This window comes from Fodinicurvata sp. EGI_FJ10296, assembly GCF_040712075.1.
Taxonomy (GTDB): domain Bacteria; phylum Pseudomonadota; class Alphaproteobacteria; order DSM-16000; family Inquilinaceae; genus JBFCVL01.
In genome coordinates, this window is record NZ_JBFCVL010000007.1 from 281,335 (window position 1) to 301,992 (window position 20,658).

General features: G+C 64.3%; 19 protein-coding genes. 13 read left to right on the forward strand and 6 right to left on the reverse strand.

The genetic code is table 11. The annotated features are described in order from the left end of the window. Positions 1-2: 2 nt before the first annotated feature. On the reverse strand, positions 3-1,103 hold the full coding sequence (locus tag ABZ728_RS17120; protein ID WP_366657454.1) for a GntG family PLP-dependent aldolase: 1,101 nt from the start codon (positions 1,101-1,103) through the stop codon (positions 3-5). Positions 1,104-1,533: 430 nt separating this feature from the next. Here ABZ728_RS17120 and ABZ728_RS17125 point away from each other — a divergent pair, with 430 nt between their 5' ends. Beyond that, positions 1,534-2,271: a hypothetical protein gene (locus ABZ728_RS17125; RefSeq protein WP_366657455.1), complete on the forward strand. Its 738-nt coding sequence runs from the start codon at positions 1,534-1,536 to the stop codon at positions 2,269-2,271. An 82-nt stretch (positions 2,272-2,353) separates the two neighbouring features. Here ABZ728_RS17125 and ABZ728_RS17130 read toward each other — a convergent pair whose 3' ends face one another. Further along, a complete protein-coding gene (locus tag ABZ728_RS17130; protein WP_366657456.1) occupies positions 2,354-3,907 on the reverse strand; it encodes a tripartite tricarboxylate transporter permease in 1,554 nt (517 codons plus the stop codon). A gap of 61 nt (positions 3,908-3,968) precedes the next feature. Next, positions 3,969-4,487 (reverse strand): tripartite tricarboxylate transporter TctB family protein, encoded by a 519-nt coding sequence (locus ABZ728_RS17135; RefSeq protein WP_366657457.1) that lies wholly within the window; start codon positions 4,485-4,487, stop codon positions 3,969-3,971. 236 nt (positions 4,488-4,723) lie between these two features. Between ABZ728_RS17135 and ABZ728_RS17140 the strand changes: the two genes are divergently transcribed. Together ABZ728_RS17140 and ABZ728_RS17145 are read left to right on the forward strand one after the other, a co-directional pair. Continuing rightward, positions 4,724-5,584 (forward strand): sugar phosphate isomerase/epimerase, encoded by an 861-nt coding sequence (locus ABZ728_RS17140; protein WP_366657458.1) that lies wholly within the window; start codon positions 4,724-4,726, stop codon positions 5,582-5,584. Beyond that, on the forward strand, positions 5,581-6,789 hold the full coding sequence (locus ABZ728_RS17145) for an MFS transporter (RefSeq protein WP_366657459.1): 1,209 nt from the start codon (positions 5,581-5,583) through the stop codon (positions 6,787-6,789). The genes ABZ728_RS17140 and ABZ728_RS17145 overlap by 4 nt, the downstream gene beginning before the upstream one ends. Here the strand turns inward: ABZ728_RS17145 and ABZ728_RS17150 are convergent. Next, entirely contained in the window at positions 6,781-7,839 is a 1,059-nt protein-coding gene (locus ABZ728_RS17150) for a LysR family transcriptional regulator (protein WP_366657460.1), read from the reverse strand. The two genes, ABZ728_RS17145 and ABZ728_RS17150, sit on opposite strands and share 9 nt — an antisense overlap. 84 nt (positions 7,840-7,923) lie before the next feature. Between ABZ728_RS17150 and ABZ728_RS17155 the strand changes: the two genes are divergently transcribed. The 10 genes from ABZ728_RS17155 (at position 7,924) to ABZ728_RS17200 (ending at position 19,155) form a co-directional block, all read left to right on the forward strand. Next, positions 7,924-8,634, forward strand: a complete 711-nt coding sequence (locus ABZ728_RS17155) for an isochorismatase family cysteine hydrolase (protein WP_366657461.1) — start codon at positions 7,924-7,926, stop codon at positions 8,632-8,634. Next, on the forward strand, positions 8,631-10,100 hold the full coding sequence (locus ABZ728_RS17160; protein ID WP_366657462.1) for an MmgE/PrpD family protein: 1,470 nt from the start codon (positions 8,631-8,633) through the stop codon (positions 10,098-10,100). The genes ABZ728_RS17155 and ABZ728_RS17160 overlap by 4 nt, the downstream gene beginning before the upstream one ends. After that, complete coding sequence (locus ABZ728_RS17165) at positions 10,097-10,975, forward strand: hypothetical protein (RefSeq protein WP_366657463.1); 879 nt, start codon at positions 10,097-10,099, stop codon at positions 10,973-10,975. The genes ABZ728_RS17160 and ABZ728_RS17165 overlap by 4 nt, the downstream gene beginning before the upstream one ends. Before the next feature lie 147 nt (positions 10,976-11,122). Beyond that, positions 11,123-12,070, forward strand: a complete 948-nt coding sequence (locus ABZ728_RS17170) for a tripartite tricarboxylate transporter substrate-binding protein (protein WP_366657464.1) — start codon at positions 11,123-11,125, stop codon at positions 12,068-12,070. 74 nt (positions 12,071-12,144) lie between these two features. Further along, complete coding sequence (locus ABZ728_RS17175; protein ID WP_366657465.1) at positions 12,145-12,945, forward strand: hypothetical protein; 801 nt, start codon at positions 12,145-12,147, stop codon at positions 12,943-12,945. Continuing rightward, positions 12,932-14,533, forward strand: coding sequence for a tripartite tricarboxylate transporter permease (locus tag ABZ728_RS17180; protein WP_366657466.1), 1,602 nt, complete (start codon positions 12,932-12,934; stop codon positions 14,531-14,533). The genes ABZ728_RS17175 and ABZ728_RS17180 overlap by 14 nt, the downstream gene beginning before the upstream one ends. Beyond that, positions 14,530-15,039: a hypothetical protein gene (locus tag ABZ728_RS17185; RefSeq protein ID WP_366657467.1), complete on the forward strand. Its 510-nt coding sequence runs from the start codon at positions 14,530-14,532 to the stop codon at positions 15,037-15,039. Before ABZ728_RS17180 ends, ABZ728_RS17185 begins: the two co-directional genes overlap by 4 nt. A 99-nt stretch (positions 15,040-15,138) precedes the next feature. Further along, positions 15,139-16,515 carry an amidase gene (locus ABZ728_RS17190; protein ID WP_366657468.1) on the forward strand — a complete coding sequence of 459 codons (1,377 nt, stop codon included), beginning with the start codon at positions 15,139-15,141 and terminating at the stop codon, positions 16,513-16,515. A 115-nt stretch (positions 16,516-16,630) separates the two neighbouring features. Further along, positions 16,631-18,043, forward strand: a complete 1,413-nt coding sequence (locus ABZ728_RS17195) for an MmgE/PrpD family protein (RefSeq protein WP_366657469.1) — start codon at positions 16,631-16,633, stop codon at positions 18,041-18,043. Positions 18,044-18,219: 176 nt separating this feature from the next. Then, entirely contained in the window at positions 18,220-19,155 is a 936-nt protein-coding gene (locus ABZ728_RS17200; RefSeq protein ID WP_366657470.1) for a transglutaminase family protein, read from the forward strand. Here ABZ728_RS17200 and ABZ728_RS17205 read toward each other — a convergent pair. Together ABZ728_RS17205 and ABZ728_RS17210 are read right to left on the reverse strand one after the other, a co-directional pair. Then, positions 19,143-19,889, reverse strand: a complete 747-nt coding sequence (locus ABZ728_RS17205) for a haloacid dehalogenase type II (protein WP_366657471.1) — start codon at positions 19,887-19,889, stop codon at positions 19,143-19,145. The two genes, ABZ728_RS17200 and ABZ728_RS17205, sit on opposite strands and share 13 nt — an antisense overlap. A gap of 56 nt (positions 19,890-19,945) precedes the next feature. Then, entirely contained in the window at positions 19,946-20,389 is a 444-nt protein-coding gene (locus ABZ728_RS17210) for a DUF302 domain-containing protein (RefSeq protein WP_366657472.1), read from the reverse strand. Positions 20,390-20,658: the final 269 nt, after the last annotated feature.

The following is a 20,658-nucleotide window of genomic DNA, read 5'->3' on the forward strand; positions in this document are numbered from 1 at the left end:
AATTAGTTCCTTTTCCAGTCAAGGCGATGGGCGGGGTCGCGCACGAATTCGCGCCACGCCGCCGACAGGGCAGCGGCCGCGACAGCGATTTCCGCGTCTTTGATCTGATGATGCGTTACCAGGCGGAGTGTCCCGTCATCGCGACGGTCGATCAGGACGCCGCGCGCTTCGAGATCGTCGGCGAAGGCCGCCGCATGACCGTCGAAGGGGCAGGGATCGAGGTTGACGATGTTCGTTTGTACGCTGTCCATGTCGACGAGCCGCGGATCCAGCCCGGCCAGTGTTTCGGCCAGCCTTCGCGCCGTGTCGTGGTCGTGCGGCAAGCGGGCGGGCCCCTCGTCCAGGGCGACCAGTCCGGCGGCGGCCATCAGGCCAGACTGCCGCATCGCGCCGCCCAGCATCTTGACCGTGGACTTTGCCCGCTCGATGAAATCGCGATCGCCGCATAACAGCGATCCGATCGGCGCGCCCAGACCTTTGGACACGCAGAACATGACGCTGTCGGCATATCGGCAGATTTCGCCGACCGTGACATCCAGCCGAACGGCGGCATTGAATATCCGGGCGCCGTCGAGATGGATCGGTATCCCGGCCTCGGCCGCCAGTTCATGTATCGCCGCCATTCCGGACAGAGGCGGAACGACGCCACCGCGCCCGTTATGACTGGTCTCGATGCAGATCAGGCCGACATTACCCGGCCCGCGGCCTGCCATATTTCGTCTTGTCCGGGCATTGGGCGAGCGCAGCAAGTCGCGCACGGCGCCCGGGTCCGGCAACCCGTCCGGGCCGTCGATCAGGATCGGCAGCACGCCGGCGACCGCCGCCATCCCACCCCGCTCGGATCGAACGACATGGGCCAATGTTTCGCAGACAACCAAATTGCCCGGACGGGTATGGCAGGCAAGCGCCGTCAGATTGCCCATGGTCCCGCTCGGAACGAACAGGGCCGCCTCCTTGCCGGTGACCACCGCGGCGGCGCTCTGCAGCCGGTCGACTGTCGGATCGGCACCGCGCGCAGCGTCTTCAACCGTCGCCGCAGCGATCGCACCCATCATGGCGGGCGTCGGTCTGGTAACGGTGTCGCTGCGGAGATCGACCAGCATGCCAACTTGTTCCCGAGAAACTCCGGTGCGCCCGCCCCTGTCTGCCCTGTCGACCCGCGGCCAGTTGCTGGCCAGTTGCCGGATTGAGCGTTCGGGGATCGAAGGCGTCCGATCACAGTCGACCAGCCGGCGTCCGGGAACAAGCCGATGAGGTGCCTAGCAGATATACTGATCCGGCATATCACCGTACCCCAACCCCATCCATTGCAGCCCTTCGTTTGACCCGCGCATGGTCCGCAGCCGATGCGGGTATCGCCCCGCGCCGCCATATGGGCCAGGCATATCTGTTATCGGGAATGACACCGTACGATTGCCCGCGCCAGACGCCTATGCTGTATCGGCCGTCATTCGTCCACCACCGTTGTCCGATGCGAACCGCGACCGGCGTGGCAGTCCCGGCACCCTTCAATTTTCGCAAAAGGCCGCCTCCATGACCGACACCACGGCTCCGGCCGCCCCCGCCCAAAGGCGCTTCAGGGCTGGACTGCTGATACCTTCGTCCAACACGACGCTGGAGCGCGAGTACAACTCGATCGGACCGCTGGAGGTAAGCTGGCATTTCGCCCGGGTCACGATGACCCGCGTCGACCGCGCCGGCATTGCCGGCCAGGACCCGGAGATCGATATCGAGGCCGCAAAGCTGGGCGCGGCTCACCCCCATGTCGTGCTGTTCTGCCAATCGGCGGCGTCGTTCGTCATGGGACACGACTACGACGAAAATCTGGCCCGGCGCATCTCTGATGCCAGCGGGGCACCGGCGCTCGTCGCCGGGGTGACGATGGTCGACCTGCTGAACGCACTGGGCGTCCGGCGGCTGGCGCTGGCAACGCCGTTCGCCGATACCATCAACCGCGATACCAGACGCTATTTCGAAGGCGCCGGTTTCATCGTATCCGGTATGTCGGGGCTGGGCATCGTTACCAATTTCGATATCGCCGCGCTGGACGAAAGCCGCCTGATCGATTTGGCCACGAGTGTCGACCGTAGCGATGCCGAGGCCATCGTCATGCCGGGCGGGAACATGCCTTGCCTTGCTCATATCACGGCGATGGAAGCGGCGGTCGGCAAACCGATTATCACCACCAACCTGGCGGGAATGTGGGCCATTGCCCGCACGCTGGATTTCAAACTCTCCGGCGAGCGGTTCGGCCGGGTCGCCCTGGCCTGAACCGAGGCACCTAACGCGGTTCCGGCACCCCTGAAGGGATGCCGGAGAAGAAGCCGCGAAGCAAAAGAGCGGGTGCCGGTCGCTAGAAGTCGTCGACCGGCATCTGTGTACCCGGTCCCACCAGCGACCGCATACGGCGCTTCGCGCGGCTGCCCCTGAAGGCCTTGTAGGCACCGATCGACAGGCTGGCCACCAGCACGACCAGCAACGCGAACGCCACGGGCCGCTCGAAAAACGACAGATACCAGTTGTCCCGATAGAGCTGCATCGTCCGGATCAGTTCGTTGTCAGCGATCGGGCCGAGGATCACGCCCATGACCACCGCGGTCGGCGAGTAGTCGTAGTACCGCATCAAGAAGCCGAGCAGCCCGAACCCCAGCATGAGATAGACGTCGAAGGTCGCGTTGCGAAGTCCGAACGCCCCGAGGATCGAGAACATCATCAGCACGGGCACGAGGATTCGGGTCCGGACCGAAAGGGCACCGGTCATCGCGTAGCCCGCCCCTGCCGCCATTGCCACCATGAAGACCTGCGAGATGATCGCGGCCATGATCAGGCCGTAGACGACCGGTATCTGCTGATGCACCAGCTGCGGGCCGGCGCGGAGGTCGTGCATGGTCATCGCCCCCAGCAATACCGCCGTCGCGACGCTGCCGGGCACCCCCAGCACCATGGTCGTCATCAGGGCGCCGCCGGAACAGGCATTATTGGAGGATTCCGCAGCCACGATGCCGTCGGGATTGCCCTTTCCGAAGCTGTCGGGATCCTTCGACGCGCGTTTGGCCAGGGCGTATGACGCGAATGCCGCCAGCGTTCCGCCGGCTGCCGGCACCATTCCCACCAGCATACCGGTCGGACCGGAGCGCAGCAGCGTTCGCCAGTGCCGGAACGGAACGCCGAAACCGCGCTTCATGCCGGCGATGCTGCGTTGGTCGACACCGCTGCTGCCCTGAACGACGTATTCGCGCCCGATCAGCACCAGCAATTCGGTCACGACGAACAATCCGATCAGGATTGGCACGACGGGCATGCCCTCGACCAGATAAAGGCTGTCGAACGTCGCTCGCCATTCACCCGTCGGCACCAGGCCGATCGTGCCCAGCATCAGTCCGAACACCCCCGAGGCCAGGATCTTCAGCGGCGAGCCGGAGCCGATCGTGCCCAGAATGGCGATCCCCATCAGCGCCACGAGGAACAGTTCCGGCGGTCCGAATCTGAGCGCGAATGCCGCCAGCGCGCCAATGCCCACAAGCAGCATCAGATACGAGAACAAGCCGCCCAAGGCGGATGACATGATGGCCGTTCCGAGCGCCTCGCTTGCCCGGCCCTGCTGGGTCAGCGGATAGCCGTCAAGCGCCGTCGCCGCGTTTTCCGGCGCGCCGGGCGTGTTCAGCAGAATTGCCGTCAGCGACCCGCCATACGTGACGGCAACATAGGTCGAGGTCAGAAAGATCAGCGCGTTCAGGGGCGACATGGCAAAGGTGATCGGCAGCAGCAGTGCCACCGCCATGCCGGAAGAAAGGCCGGGCGTGGCGCCGACGATGATCCCCAGAAACGTGCCCAGCAGCATCCAGCCAAAGGGCTCGATACCCCACACCGCCGTCAGGCCAACGCCGATCAATTCAAAGATACTCAAATTCCGTCCTCCGATCGATACGTCATCGACAATTCAGAAAACCCGTGCGACGGAAACGGGCTTAAAACAGGGCCAGCAGCCCGTCCGGAAAACGGACGCTGAGGACGGCCTTGAACAGATAGCTGAGTGCAACGGTCAGCCCGACCGGCATGAGGAGCAGAACGGGCCAGCGCCGTTCGCCCAGCATCACCAGCACGCCAAAGGTAAACAGAAGGATTACCAGCGTGCCGCCAAGCTCGCGCCAGTAGACGAACAACCCCGCGCCGAGAGCCATCATACCGAGGCGCTGGGCCGGGGCGACGAGCTGGCGCCCTCTGATCCGCTGAAAGAATCCGGCGTCGCCATCTTCGGCATCGCCGGGCACTGCTTTCCATATCTCGCGGCATGACAGGACGATCTGGACGACCAGCAAGACGACAAGAACGCCGGTCAGCGTCATCGGAAAACTGACAGCGCTGGCGGAAAGGCCTGCGGCCTGCCACCAATAGGCGCCCAGAAAGCCAACCATGATCAAGGGAACAATCAGTTCCCCCGCCATCTTCCGATATCTCTGACCATTGTTGGTCCCGGTGTTGGTCATCGGCTGCATCCCACGGCGCCGCGACGACACACCATCGTCGCTGGAAGAAGCGTTGACGTTACTGAGCATGCTCGCAAGCCGATGCGTATGCCTAACAGTTATGCCAAGGCGATATATCGTTCCAGAGCCTCGCCTCGATCTCATCCCGGCATGACTGATATTCCCCCGCGGCTACAGTCCTTCCCTTTAGACTGGCATCCGGTTTCCTCCCGCGCGCGAACGGACCTCGAACAACCATGCCGCCTCCATCATTCTCCGGAGCCCCCCGCCAGAGCAGGCCGGCCCGCTCGATCAGCCATTATGCCTGTCCGGCGAATATGAAGCTTGAGGGTTTCCTGGACAGGGTCGCCGGGAGTGGCTTTGACAGCGTCGGCCTGACAGCCCGCGCCTTCACCGAAATGCCGGTCGCCGAAATTGCCGCCGCCTTGCAGAGCAGGGGCCTCGGCGTCAGTTCGGTCAACAGCGCAGGCTATTTCCTGTTCGCCGATACCGCCGTTCAGGCGCGCCAGACAGCAGAGAACGAGCGGCTGATCGCCAGTGCCGCAACTCTCGGCGCCAATGGGCTGAACATCATAGCCGGCGGCATCGGCGACATGCCTATGACAGACGCCCGGCAGCGGGCAACGGCGGGACTGCATCGACTGGCCGAGCAGGCCCGCACCGCTGATGTGACCTTGCTGGTCGAGCCGGTTCACCCGGCGGCCATTCACGACAAGGGCTGCTTCAGCACCATCGCGCAGGTGGCCGACGCAATCGCCGGCATCGACAACGCCCGCATGACAATCGATCTTTTCCATTCCTGGTGGGACCCCGGCCTGGATGCGGCGCTATTTGACCCCGCGGCCCGCATCGGCCTCGTTCAGTTCTGCGATGTCGCGGTCGATGACGCCGGCTTCGCATTGGCCCGGGCGTTGCCCGGCCACGGGAAGGTCGACATCACGCGCGCCCTTCGGCAGACGATCGGCGCGCACCCGGATGTGCCGCTCGAACTCGAACTCTTTGCAGAGCGCTTTACCGATTACGATTTCGACCGGGTGCTGGAAACCGCAGGATCCGCCGTGGACCGAGCCGCCAGGTGCCAGGGGAACACAACGTGAGAACCCGAACGGGTTACACGCTGCGGTCTATGGTCGAACACGACGTTGCCGCACCGCTCGCCATCACATTTACACATCAGGCGGTGGGGTCGTTTTTCCTGATGACCGCCCCGGTGCTGGCGCCGCTGATCGCGGACCGCGCCGATGTGTCGTCCAGCCTGATCGGCTCGTACACCGCTCTGGCCTATCTGGCCGCCATGGCCGCCAGCGGTCTGTCCGGATTTGCCTTTGCGCGCCTTGGCGCCTTGACCACGAGCACCGCCTGCATCCTTCTGACGGTGGCGGGGCTGGCACTGCTGGGGGCCAGCACACCGTGGCTGCTGGGGCTGTCGGCGCTGATCATCGGGTTCGGCTACGGACCGCTGACGCCGGCCAGTTCACATGTTCTGGCAGCCCATTCTCCGCCGCGCTGGAAGAACACGATCATGGCGGCCAAGCAGACGGGCGTCCCGATCGGCGGCACTCTGGCCGGATTGTCGATGCCCTTTCTGATCGCGACGCTGGGCTGGGGCTGGGGCCTGGCGCTACCGGCCGCCGTTGGGCTTGCCATTGCCCTCGTGATCCTGACCCGATGCCGGTCGATAGACCGGCGCACGCCCCCGCCGGCGCAAGGCAGGATGGGGCCGGAGAACGCGCCGCTGGGGCCGTGGATGCTGAGCCTGGGGGCCGGCGCCTTCTGCTATGCCGGGGTCCAGATGTCGCTGACGGCATTTCTGGCGCTTTATTTCGTCGAGCATCTGGGGCTGTCCCTGGCGGCAGCGGGCGGCATGATCGCCGTTTTCCAGATGTCCGGACTGGTGGCTCGAATGGGATGGGGGACGCTGGCCGACCGGTTGGGCGAACGGATTCCGTTCTTCGTCGTGATCGGCATCACGATCATCGCGGCGGTGGGAATATTCCTCGCCGTCGCCCGGCCCGGCGCATCCCCGGCCGCGCTTATATTGGCGACCATGGTTCTCGGAACCTTCGGCAACAGCTGGACCGGCCTGTATTTCGCCGAGATCATCCGATCGGTCAAACTGAATGAAATGGGCCGCACCACCGGCATCGCACTGATGTTCACCTTTGCCGGGGTCGTCGTCATTCCGCCCCTGATCGGACTTGCCGTTACCCTGACCGGTTTTCCGGCGGCGTTCGCCCTGATCGGGCTGCTAGGCGGATTTGGCGCTTTCGCCGGCCGCATGGCCCGGCGGGTCTCACGCTAGTCGCGGTTCGACCCGGATTTCGGCATCGCTCAGGTCATCGACGCCCTGTGCGGCCGCTGCGGTCCGCCGGGCAACGCGCCAGGCGGCATCGGGCATCAGGTCAAGGATCTGGGCGCGGACAAGCTGCGCGACCTGCCGGGTCGGTGCCGCGCGGGCGCGCTGGCTCGCCGTGGCGACATAAAGCAGGCGGGTCAGCTGAGGCTCGACGATTGGCCAGGCCTGCAATCCCGATCCGCTCATTTCCCGCTGAATGGCCATCAACGGCAGAATGGCATAGCCGAAATCCTCGCGAACGGCCTCAAGCATCGAATGCAGGGCGTCGACCTCCAGCGCCACCGACAGCGTCAGTCCCATCTTGCCGGCGACATTCTCCAGATAGGTCCGCAAACCATGGGGCCGGCTGGGCATGACCAGCGGCAGGGCGCAGAGCGACGACAGCGTCACCGCACCGTCGATGGTGGGCGGCGGCAAGGCCGACTTGCCGATACAGGCGAGGTCCTCTTCGACGATCGGCTCGAAGATGGCGGAATTGGCGGCCGGGTCGTCATAGAGTACGGCGACGTCGATACGGCCCGCGAACAGCCATTCCAGCAAATGACCGCTGAATCCCTCGACGATGCGCAGATTGACCTGCGGAAACGCCTGCCGGAAACGCCGGGCGAAGGGAATGGTGAACAGCCGGCCGACGGTCGGCGGAATGCCGATGATCGCGCTGCCGCCCGGCGACGTGCGCAGCAGCGACAGTTCGTGGGACACATGCTCCAGGCTGTCGACGGCGGAGCGACCGTGTTCGAGCAGCAGCGAGCCCGCATGGGTCATGGTGACGCCGCGGCCGTTGCGATAAAGCAGCTGGACGCCCAGTTCCTCTTCCAGTTTGCGGACCTGACGGCTGATCGCCGACTGCGCGATGTTCAGCGTCACCGCCGCCTTGGAAAAGCTGCCGAGTTCCGCAACACGGACGAAATAGCTGATCTGCCTCAGTTCCACGCGCGTTCCTTCCGCATACGGATCCGGTGCCCGGGCGGCATTCAGGGCATCTCGGGCCGGCATTGCTGTTATCGCCATGTTGGCCTGCATTCAAGGCGATGTCGAGGGTACTGTATCGCCCAGCAATGTCCCCAACGGAACCACCCGATGCGCTCAGCCCGCCCCCCGTCCAATTCCGATGCCTGGCCCGGCCCGAGGATTCTGCCCGATCTCGCCGCGCGCATCGAACCCGCCCACACGGCGGTACTGGTCATCGATATGCAAAACGATTTTCTGGCACCGGGTTTCGGTGCGGAAAAGGCGGGACGCGATCTCGCGCCCGGCCGCGCCATCGTGCCGGGACTGCAAAGGCTGATCGCCGGTGCCCGCCGGGCCGGAGCGACCGTCGCGCATGTCGGTTTTCTCACCCTGCCGGACAACGCGAGCGATTCCGGTCCGTGGCTGGCACAGCGCCGACGGTCGACCTGGTCCTCGGACACTCTGTGCCTGCAAGGATCGCCGGGTGCGGATTTCCTGGCGGAACTGACACCGGCGCCGGGCGACCTGGTCATCAGCAAGTTCCGCTACAGCGCCTTTGCCGCGACGCCGATGGACGTGCTGCTGCGCGCGCGGGGAATCCGGACCGTCATCATCACCGGCGTCTCTACCAATGCCTGCGTGGAAAGCACGCTCAGATACGCGATGGAACTGTCCTATTACATCGTCGTACCGACGGACGGTGTCGCGTCGTGGAGCCAGCCGCTGCACGACGCGACGCTGGAAAACGTCAACCACCGCTTTGGTCTGACGCCGGTCATCAACGAAATTCTGGAAATCTGGAAATCCAGCGAGAGAACAACAAGGGGAGACGCACAATGACAGGTGACAAGAGCGACGGCAGCGCATTCGAAGGGCTCAAGGGCCTGTCTGCGGCAGCTTCCTCCTTTACGGTCGGACTGAAATACGACGACATATCCGCTGAGGCACTGCGCATCGGCCGCCGGTGCATCCTGGATGGTCTGGCGGTGTCGCTGGCCGGCAGCGAGCAACCGCTGATCGACGTTCTGGACCGCCACATCACCCGCATCGGCGGTGCCGCCGACGCCCGTGTAATCGGCGATGCCGGACGGCGGGTGCCGGTTCATCTGGCGGCATTGTGGAACGGCTCGGCCGGACACGCGATGGATTGGGACGACACCCAGCTCGCCGAAGGGCCGGGACGCCCTTACGGCCTGCTGATGCACCCGACCATGCCACCGCTGGCGGCCGCGCTTGCAGTTTCGGACCTGATCGCCGTCGAAACCGGCCGGCCGGTCAGTGGCAAGGATTTCATGGTCGCGTTCCAGGCCGGCTTCGAGGTCGGCTGCAAGGTCGCCGAAGCGATCGATCCGGATCACTATATGCTCGGCTTTCATACCAGCGGCACGATCGGCACCTTTGCCGCTGCCGCGACCGCCGCCAAACTGCTCGGATTGAATGTCTCACAGACCGCGCAGGCACTGGGCATTGCCGCCTCGATGGCGTCGGGCATTCGCGCCGGGTTCGGCACGATGACCAAACCGCTGCATGTCGGCCGGGCCGCTGAGAACGGCGTCACGGCCGCCATGCTGGTGCGCGAGGGGTTCACCGGCAGCGAAGAAGGCTTCGACGGCCGCTGGGGCTATCTTGCGGTCGCCGGACGCGGCGGCGATCCCGAACGCATCAATGACCGCTTCGGCCGCCCGCTGACCATCGAAAGCCCCGGCGTCAGCATCAAACCCTATCCGTCCGGCGTCCTGACCCATCCCAGCATGGATGCGATGCGGTTCCTGATGGAAGAAAACGCGCTGACCCCGGACGACATCGAGGAAGTGACGCTTTTCGCCGGCTGGAATGTGCTGGCGCCGATCCGCTATGAGATCGCGAAGAACGAACTTGAAGGCAAGTTCAGCTTCGCGTTTCTTCTGTCCGCCATCATTCTTGCCGGGCGGGCGGGCAAGACCGAATTCACCGACGCCTTTGTCGGCAGCGACGCCTGCCAGACGATGCAGCGGCGCGTCAGCGCGCGGTTCGACCAGAATATCGAGGATATGGGCTGGGACCGCATCCGCTCGCGCGTGGTCGTCAAGACCCGCGACGGCCGGACGATCGAACGCTGGGCGGACGAGAACTATCGCGGCAGCCCCCACAACCCGTTGTCGGATGCCGAGGTCGAAGGAAAATTCCGCGATTGCGCGCTGGGGATCCTCGACGAGGCCGCCACCGCGAAGCTGATCGAGGCCGTCTGGAAAGTCGAGACGCTGTCCGACGCCACGGTGCTTTACGATCTGCTGAGCTGGAAGCCGTCCGGGGCGGCGGTGTCATGACATCGAACCCCCGCATCCCCTATCGGCTGTCGTATGAGCGCCCTGCCCTGGCAGCGCCCGATGGCAAGCGCCTGATTGTCCATTGTGTGGTCAATGTGGAAGCCTGGCAATTCGATCAGCCGATGCCGCGAACGATCATCACGGCGCCGCACGGTCGGGAAGCCGTACCGGACATACCGAATTTCTCCTGGGCCGAATACGGCATGCGCTGCGGCATGCCGCGGTTGCTCGACCTTTTCGGCGATCTGGATCTTCCGGTCAGCTGCTCGTTCAATGCGGGCGTGATCGACGTCTATCCGGAATGCGCCGACGCCATTCTTCGGGCCGGATGGGAATTTGTCGGGCACGGCCTGCACCAGAGCTCGATCCAGGGTACCAGTGACGAGGCCGCCCTGATCGGCGCCGCGCTGGACAAGATCAGCAGCTTCACCGGCCAGAAGGTCCGTGGCTGGCTGGGTCCCGGCCTGCGCGAAAGCAAGTCAACACCCGATCATCTGGCCAGGGCCGGCGTCGACTATATCTGCGACTGGGTTCTGGACGATCTGCCATGCTGGATGTCGACGGCCCACCGCCCCGTCATCGCCATGCCCTATACCCTGGAACTCAACGACAGCATCATGTTCGCGATCGAGCGCAAGCCGTCGGAAGAATTCCTGCGCCGCTTCTCCGACACGCTCGACCGGTTCGACCGCGAGGCGGCTGGCGGTGCGCGCATCATCACACTCGGCCTCCACCCCCACCTGATCGCGGTCCCGCACAGGATCGACTATCTGGAGCGGATCGTTGAGACACTGAGAACCCGCGACGACACGATCTTCATGACCGGATCGGCCATCGCCGACTGGTACGCCAGCGCTGAACCCCCGCCGAACTGACCCGCCGAACTGACCCGCCGAACTGACCCGGCGACCTGCCGCCGGGCGACAGCCACCACACAGCAATAACGGTACAATCAACAGGAGGCTACTATTGTGAAACATTCCATAAACCGGACACCCATCGGCGGAACACACACTCGCCGCATGAGCATCAGGGCAGCCGGCACCGTGGCGGCGATCGCCATGATGGCCGGTGCGGCCACGACCGCCTCGGCACAGGAATTCCCGTCCGAGCCGATCGAGATCATCGTTCCCTATACCGCCGGATCGAACATGGATCGCTATGCCCGCGCTTCGGCGCCGATCCTGGGCCGCATCCTGGACGTCCCCGTCGTGGTCCAGAACATTCCCGGCGCGACCGGATGGAACCACATCTATCAGGCCGAACCCGACGGCTATACCATCGGCGTCGGCGAGCAGACCGGACAGATCGGAATCGGGCTGCTGGAGCCGCTGCCCTATGACATCGAAGCCTTTACGTGGTTCGGTCATTTCGCGACCGGCAACCAGATGATGGTGCTGTCCAATGCCAGCGACTTCGAAACCCCGGAAGATCTGAAGGACAGCGACCGCCCCGTGCGCTGCGGGACCTTCGGCGGCCTGTCCGCCGGTGCCATGCAGTGCGCCATGCTGGCGGGCCGCTGGAACTTCCCGCTGGCGTTCGTGAACGTGCCGGGACCGGGCGAGATGCCGGTGGCGGCCCTGCGCGGTGATATCGACATTGCATCGGTCGGCGTCAATCTGTGGCTCGACTACATCGCCGACGGTTCGGTCACGCCGATCGTCAACTGGGCCGAAGACCGTGACGAACGCGCCCCCGATGTCGACGGACTGGCCGATCTCGACATGGCCGATCTGGCCGGGATTACGGTGTTCCGTGCCGTCATGGGAACGCCGGAGATACCGGCCGACCGTGTGGCAATCCTGCGCGAGGCGCTGACCGAGGTTGCCAACGACCCGGAATGGCATGAGTTCATCGAGTCCGGCAACCTCGACGATAACTACTACTTCGAGGATGACTATCAGGACATCATTTCCTCCGTCATCCGCGAGGTGGATGCCCAGGCGGAATTGATTCAAGGCGCCTTCTGATCCGGCAAATCGCCGCCTCCTTCCGGTCGTCAGTCACCGGTGGGGGGCGGCGGCTCTCTTATCGGGAAAGCAGTATGACCGAGATGGACAACGATCTCATGGCCGGCTGGCGCCGACGCATCGGCGTGATCAGCCCGACGGTCCTGGAAACGATCCCACGCGACTTTTACGCCCTCGCGCCGCAGGGTGTCGACATGGTTGGCATCACCTGCATGATGGGCGGGTGGAGCGACGATCAGTATACGCGCGCGCTGGCCCAGGTCGGCGCCGCCGCCGGCTATCTCGGCAAGCGCGGTGTCGATTTCATCATCCATGTCGGCACGCCGCTGGTCGTGAGCCAGGAACCCGATTTCGGCCAACAGCTGGTCGAAACCATCGCCAGCGCCGGCAGTGCCCCGGCAACGACGACGATCGAATCCGCAATCGCCGCATTCGCCGATCTGCAGCTATCCTCGATCGCCCTGGTCAGTCCCTTCACGCCGACACTGAATGAACAGCTGGCTGCCTATATCGAGCGCCGTGGTGTCAGGATCGCCACCATCCAGCCAGTGGAAACGCCGTCGTTCGAGGCGCTGAACGACATCACGCCGCAAAGCATTTATCAGGCCGTTCACCTGGCCTCCAGGGGTGCACCACAAGCTGAAGGGTACTTCCTGCCCTGCGGCCAGATGCGCGGTGTCGCGGTCGCGCCCACGGTTGAGGCCGAACTGGGCAAGCCGGTGCTCGCCCAGAACGCCGTCGATTTCTGGGCAGCGTTCAATCATCTGGGACTGAACGACATCCGCCCCGGCGCCGGCATGCTGTTCGAGCGGCTGCGTGCCCGCCTGCCCCGCAGGACCTCCCTGCCCCGAACAGACGGGGATGCGCCATGCTGAGCCGCAACCGGCAGGGCCGCTGACCGCGATGGATCTGTTTGGTGATGCACTGCTGATGGCGTTGTCGGAATTGACGACCCCGTCGGTAATCCTGATGATTCTGGCCGGCACGCTGGTCGGCCTCGTCTTCGGTGTCATTCCGGGGCTGCAGACGGTGACGGCGTTGTCGGTGTTCCTGCCACTGACATTCTGGTGGGATCCGAAACTGGCGATGTATTTCTTCGCCGGCATCATCGGTTCGGCCGGCAACGGCGGTTCGATCACGGCAATCCTGCTGAACATGCCGGGCACCGCGCAGAATGCCGCGACCATGATCGAAGGCTATCCGATGACCAAACGGGGCGAGAGCGTTTTCGCCCTGAACCTGTCGGCGTCGGCATCGCTGCTCGGCGCCATGGTCGGCGTGGTGGTTCTGGTCGCCCTGCTGCCCGTGTTCTCGCCGATCCTTCTGAAATTCGGCCCGGCGGAGACGTTCTGGATCGGAGTCTTCGGTCTCGCCTGCCTCGTCATTTCCGTCAGCGGCAGCATGCTCAAGGGCCTGATTGCGGTCTCTCTCGGCGTCGTGCTGTCGATCATCGGACTGGGCGGGCCCGGCCTGCCCACCGGACGGCTTACCTTCGGTTCCTCCTATCTGCTCGACGGGCTCAATCTCGTGGTCATCGTCATCGGGCTGCTGGTCGTCTCCGAAGCGTTCATGCTGCTGACCGAGCGTCGCGGGACCAAGCCTGCTGCGAAATCCCGGACGGAAGCCGCGATAACGGGTACCGAGCCTGCCGGCGCCCAACCTCCCGACAACTGGCGGTCCCAGATGAAGCGCGGCCTGACCGAGCCAATGCGCCACCCGGCGACGTTCTTCCGGTCGTCGTTTCTCGGCACCTTCGTCGGAACGATTCCCGGCGTCGGCGGGTCGGTGGCCCAGTTCATGGCCTATAACGTCGCGCAGACCACAAGCCGCCACCCCGAAGAGTACGGCCACGGCTCGAAGGAGGGACTGATCGCCACGGAATCGGCCATCAACGCCAAGGAGGGCGGCTCTCTCTTTCCGACCTTCCTGTTCGGCATTCCCGGAACGGCGGAAATGGCCCTCGTTCTGGCGGCATGGCAAATTCACGGCATGCAGCCGGGACCGATGTTCCTGACCAATCACGCCGATCTCGCCTGGGCGCTGATCCTGGGGCTGGTCATCGCCAATCTGATCAATTCCGCGATTACCGTTGCTGCCAGTCCGGTTCTTTCCCGCGTTCCGACAATCGATGTGCGCTGGGTCGCGCCCGTGGTGCTGGTGACGTCCTGCGTCGCCGTCTATGCCATTCGCCAGAACTTTCTGGACATCGTGGTCGTGTTCGCCGCCGGATTGCTGGGCGTCGTGCAGAAGAAATACGGCTATCCGGTCATCGGCACCGTCGTCGGCTTCGTGATCGGCAGCGTCATCGAGCGTAACTTCAATTTCGCGCTTCAGACCAGCATCGGCGATCCGGCGGTGTTCGTGAACTCCGTCATTTCGGTGGTTCTTGCCGCCGGATCGGCGCTGGTCGTTCTGATCGGTATCCGGCGTTACATTCGATCGAGACGAAGGGGCATGCCATGACCGCGCGCAACCAGGGACTCTCCTCGCTCGCTACCGGACCGGCGGTATTCGCCGCGCTGCAGGGCCTGGCGGCATTCGGTCTGTACTGGACGACACTGACACCCGGCTATCGCGGCGGCCCGTTTCTTCAGGTGCTGCTGCTGACCGTCGGCGTGTTGTCGGTTCTGACCGTCGCCGCCGAAGCGTTTGCACGAGCCGGCAACCGACCCGGCACGGCGGACCCGGCCGGCGCCGCCGTTGGCCTGCCGCTGCTGACCGCGGCCACGGCCGCCGTCGTCGTCGTGATCGGTGCGGCCGGGCTCTATGTCGGGTCGGCGGTGCTGCTGTTCGGCTATTGGCTGGCCGTCGTACGGGTACGTCCGATAAAGGCGCTGTTTCTGGCCCTGTCATTCGGCACGGCCATGCCGATCCTGTTCAGTTATCTGATCGGCACGCGGCTGTGGCCCGGCGCCATGCCGACGATCATCCGTCACTATCTGGGCGGCGGCACGCTGCCGCCCCTGTGACGGCCATGGGGGGCGGCGTGTGAGGACGGGCCGTGTTGACAGCCGACCTTTCCGTATCTAAGCGTCAGAGAGATGAAAAAAGTTGAAAGGGACGGCCCAATGACCGGACGTATCGCTCCACGCGCTTTTTCCACGGCTGTCGGCCGGTTTCATGATCGCAGCGATACGCCCCGCGCGTTCCTGGAACGTTGTCTGGAAACCGTTGACGCGCTGGAGGATCAGGTCCGGGCCTTTGCCGCGATCGACGCCGATGCGGCGCGGCAGGCGGCGGACATGTCCACGCGCCGCTATGCCGACGGCCGGCCGCTGTCGCCGATCGACGGCATGGTCGTCGGGGTCAAGGATATCATCGACACCGCCGATCTGCCGACCGAGATGAACAGCCCGATCAAGAAGGGCAATCGGCCCGAAGCCGACGCGGCCTGCGTTGCGGCCGTACGCCAGGGTGGCGGTGTCATTCTGGGAAAGACGGTCACGACGGAATTCGCCATTTCGCGCTCGGGCCCGACGACCAACCCGCATGACCCGACACGAACGCCGGGCGGCTCGTCCAGCGGATCGGGCGCCGCTGCGGGTTCGGGCATGGTCGCCGCCAGTTTCGGCACCCAGACGCAGGGCTCGATCATCCGTCCGGCCTCCTATTGCGGCGCGGCCGGTTTCAAGCCAACGCTGGGCGCACTCTCGACCGACGGTGTGCATCCGCTTTCCCGGTCCCACGATCATCTCGGTACGATCGCGTCATGCGTCCGCGACGCCTGGCGACTGGCCAAATGGACCGCCGACATTCATCCCGGCCACGGCAGCGCCGGATTGGGCGGGCCGCACGATGGCACATTGACGCCGACGCCGCCGGCCAGAATGGGCGTTCTGCGGCTGGATGGTTTCAGCGAACTGGACGACAAATCACATGCGGCATTCGACGCCGCGCTCGACATCCTGCGCCGGGCCGGCGTGGCGATCGTCGAACCGGCGGATGACGCGCGGCTGGCCCGCGCGACGGCGGTCATGAACACCATCTTCACGCCGTCGATCAGCATGGTGGCGCGCGACATGCGCTGGCCGTTCACGGGATATCGGGCCCAACATCCCGACGGCCTCGGCCCGCGCATCCTGGAACTGCTGGAGATGGCGGAACAGTCGACGATCGACGACTATCGGGGCTGGATGCGGGAACGGGAGGACGCGCGCGCGGCGGTCGCCGATCTCGCCCGCGATTTCGATGCCGTGATCTTTCCGGCCTCGTCCGGGCCGGCACCGGTGGGCTTCGACTATACCGGAAGCCGTGCCTTCCTGACCGGCTGGACCTTCCTTGGCTTTCCGACTTTCAGCGTCCCCGGCATGACGGTGAACGGGTTGCCCTGCGGATTGCAGATTGCCGGTTTTGCGGATCGCGACTATGCGCTGGGCCGCCATGCTGCCTGGGTCGAGGACCGCCTGAGCGACGACGCCGGACGCTCGCCGGACCTGAAAACATGACAGGGATCCGGCGATCGGCCATGGACTGGTCGCCGGCACAAGCCGAACAACAGATGTCACGGCTTGCACTGTCGACACTTCACATGGTGGCTGTACCGCCGAGGAGCGCCGCCCGATGAAACCTGCGACCCACATACAGACCACGATCACCGAACAGGCCGCCGCCTTCATCGAGAGCGCGCGGTTTCAGGATATCCCGCAGGAAGCGCTGCACATCGCGCGTCGGTGCATCATCGACGGCGTCGGTCTGTTCTTCGCCGGAACGGACGAAGAGTCAATCGGCATACTGACCGATGCAGTCAAGGACCAGGGCGGCCGGGGCGATGCCACCCTGCTTGGACAATGGGATACGAAAGTACCGGCGTCGCTGGCGGCAAGGGTACTGGGCACTGCGGGCCATGCCCATGACTGGGACGACACGCAGGTGTCTCACGACCCGGCCCACGTCTATGGACTGCTGACCCATCCAACCATTCCGCCGCTGAGCGCCGCCATGGTGATGGCGGAAAAGACCGGCGGGTTGTCGGGAGAAGATTTCCTGACCGCGTTTCTGGTCGGCTTCGAAGTCGAATGCAAAATCTCGGAATGGACATTGCCGACGCTCTACAAGAACGGATTCCATTCCAGCGGTGTCGTCGGAACCTTCGGCGCCTGCGTCACGGCGGCAAGGATTCTCGGTCTTCGGGACGAGAGACTGCGCCATGCCCTGGGCATCGCCGCCAGTCTAGCGGCCGGCATCCGGGCGAATTTCGGGACCATGACGAAACCCTTTCATGTCGGCCGGGCGGCCGAGAACGGCGTCATCGCCGCGGAACTGGCGGCGCGCGGCTTCACCGCCGACCCGGAGTCCCTGGACGGCCGGTGGGGCTTTTCATCCGTCTTCGCCGGCGGCGTCAGCCCGGAGAAGCTCGGACAGGGTTTCGGTCGGACATGGACGATCGTGGACCCCGGCGTCAGCATCAAACCGTACCCGTCCGGCATCCTGACCCACCAGTCGATGGATCTGATGCTCGACCTTGTCCGCGACAACGACATCGCGCCGGAGACGATCGAGAGCATTGCGTTTCATGCCGGCAGCAACATCCTGAACCCGATCCGCTATCCCTTTGCGGCCAACCACCTGCAGGCCAAGTTCTCGATGGCGGCGCTGTTGTCCATGATCGCGATCAATCGGCAAGCGGGACGCCTGGAGTTCACCGACGCCTTCGTTCAGTCATCCGCCATGGCCGAAATGCAAAAGCGTGTCACGACGCATCTGGACGACGACATCGAGGCCATGGGTTTCGACCGGATCCGCTCGCGCATCGAGATCACGTTGAAATCGGGCGACCGCGTTGCCGGCTGGGCCGACGAACGCTATCGCGGCGGCCCCGCCAAGCCCATGACCGACCGGCAGGTCGAGGAGAAATTCCTTTCCTGCGTCGCCGGTCTGGTGGATGACGCCAAGGCCCGCCGCATCATGGACACGATCTGGCAGACCGGCGCCGGGACATCTAGCAACGACCTGCTCGCTGCCATGAAGGCATAGCGCAGACATCGCCGCGCAGGTATCGGGGTTTCATTCGGCTACCGCGGCCCCATATCGACGGGAAGCGGTACACACATCGGTTCGGCGAAACTCCGGACTCCGACAACCGCGACTTTTGCCACGCACCGGAGCAGGGTAGCATCCGGTAGCACGCATCTTCGCTGAAGGACTTGCTCATGCTCATTCGCGTCGGATTCGAAGCAGTCGTCGATTGTCCAAAGCCGACGCCGATGCTGTTGGCGCTTAGCCTTCATCCCGGGAATGAGCGGCGTATGATCGGGACCGACCGTGTGCGGGCCATTCCCGATGGTGGTTCGGGCGGCGACTCGCAAACGGCGCATCCTGAAAAGCAGGTCGAGGAGTATTCAGACTCCTTCGGAAATCGTTGCGCCCGGATCGAGGCTCCGACCGGAATGCTTCGGCTCTGGTCCGACTGCATCGTCGGCGATCCCGGCACGCCGGACCCATTCGACTGGAATGCCCGTCAGCACGACATCATGGATCTGCCGCCCGAGACACTGGTCTACCTCACCGCCAGCCGATACTGCGAAAGCGACGAGTTGGTGGAAAAGGCGTGGGACCTGTTCGGCACCACCCCGCCCGGATGGGCGCGGGTTCAGGCGATTTCCAACTGGGTCCATAACCATGTCATGTTCGGGTATCGTTTCGGTCGGCCGACAAAGACCGCCGTCGACGTCGATCGCGAAGGTACGGGCGTGTGCCGTGATTTCGCCCATCTGTTCATCACCTATTGCCGGGCGATGAATATACCCGCTCGCTATTGCAGCGGCTATCTCAGCAATGTCGGCGCGCCCGAACCCAGTACCGGCGACTTCTGCGCCTGGGCCGAGATTTTCCTGGAAGGCCGCTGGCATTCCTTTGACGCCCGCCACAACACGCCCAGGATCGGCCGGGTCCTGATGGTGCGCGGACGCGATGCCGCCGATGTCGCCATGATCACGGCCTTCGGCGACTATCTCCTGACATACCTGAAGGTCTGGACCGAGCCCGTCGACGAAAACCTTTCCGACGAAGAACTGTCCGCCGCCCTTGAGACCCGCCCCGACACCGAAGCCCTGGTGCTTGACCCGTCCGGCGGTCAGCCCGCATGATCAGACCCGGAACGGGCAAGACGTAGAGGGCGCGGGGGTGAGCCCAGTGCTGAGGGGATCATCGTCAGGATTTCTTCCAGCGACCGCACCTCGGCGTCCGGAACGGCTGGCAATTGCTCCGGCGGCTGACGATAACGGTTGCACCAGACAACCCGGAATCCGAACTGTGCAGCACCCGCCGCGTCCCATGCGTTGGACGACAGGAACATGATCCGGTCTCGCGGCACGCCCAGCCTGTCGACTGCCAGCTGATACACTTGCGGATCGGGCTTGTAGATTCCGACCTCTTCCACCGACAGGATCGCGTCGATCAGATCGTCGATGCCAGCGTATCGGACGCCGGCTTCGATCATTTCCGGCGAACCATTGGTCAGAATGGCCGTGCCCAGCCCCGCATTCCTGATCGCCCTCAGCGTTTCCGGCACCTCCGGGAACGCATCGAGCGTGAGATACCCCTGCATCAGCCGTTCGCGCAGACCGTCGTCGGCAATGCCGACAACGGCCATCGCATAGTCCAGCGCCTCGCCCGTCACCTGCCAGAACGGTACATGGGCCCTCATCAGAGATCGCAGCCAGGTATACTGCAGTTGCTTCTGGCGCCAGATGTCCAGAAGGGCGTCCTTCCTGTCGCCAATATCACCGGTTGCCGCATTCGCTGCGGTGTTGAAATCGAGCAGCGTGCCATAGGCATCGAATACGCAGGCTCTGATATCGGAAAATTCGGCTTTGTTCATTTCGTCGACCTCTAGTGCAGTCGAACCGGCGTCAGCGGTATGGCGACTGTGGCGGATCACTCGCCCGACGCTGCGGTAACGAGATTTCGTAGCGCGCCCGTCATCGCCTCAAAGGCGTCGTCGGCGCCGTCAACCTGATGGCGCTCACGAAGGCTTGCCGGATCCTCATAGGCAATCATCGTTTGGCCGCCCTCATCCCAGACCAGCACGCGCAGCGGCAGATCAAGACCGGCACGACGCTCTTCGGCGATGACCGGCGTGCCGATCTGCGGATTGCCGAAGATGATCACCGTGGTATCCGGCAATTCCGCCGAAACCGAACGCGCGCCTTCAGCATGGTCGACCGTCGCAAAGACGGTCGCGCCTGCCCCCTCGGCCGCGGCGACGAAGTTGTCGACGGTCTCCGCGACACTGTGCGGGCTTTGCGTCTCCACCAGCTCGGCGGCTTGCGCGTTCATCGACAACACAACCAGAGCGGCTGCAGCGATCACCTGTTTCATCCCTGACCTCCATTTCGCGCATGACAGTTCAGAAATGGATGTAGTGTCTACAGGCGCTCCCACAACCTCGGGATAAGAGTGCAGGCGATTTCGACATTCTTGAAGGGCAAGCCTGCGGCGCTTCGGACCACACGGTCCCTCAGGCATTCGGTGGCGGGCGCGCCTGAAGGAAGACATGGGATTGAAGGGTGTCGTTCGCGGCGACAGGCCGACTGTCCGGTGAAACGGGGCAAGACCCAAAACGCCGGCTGCTGGAGCTCGTCGAAAAC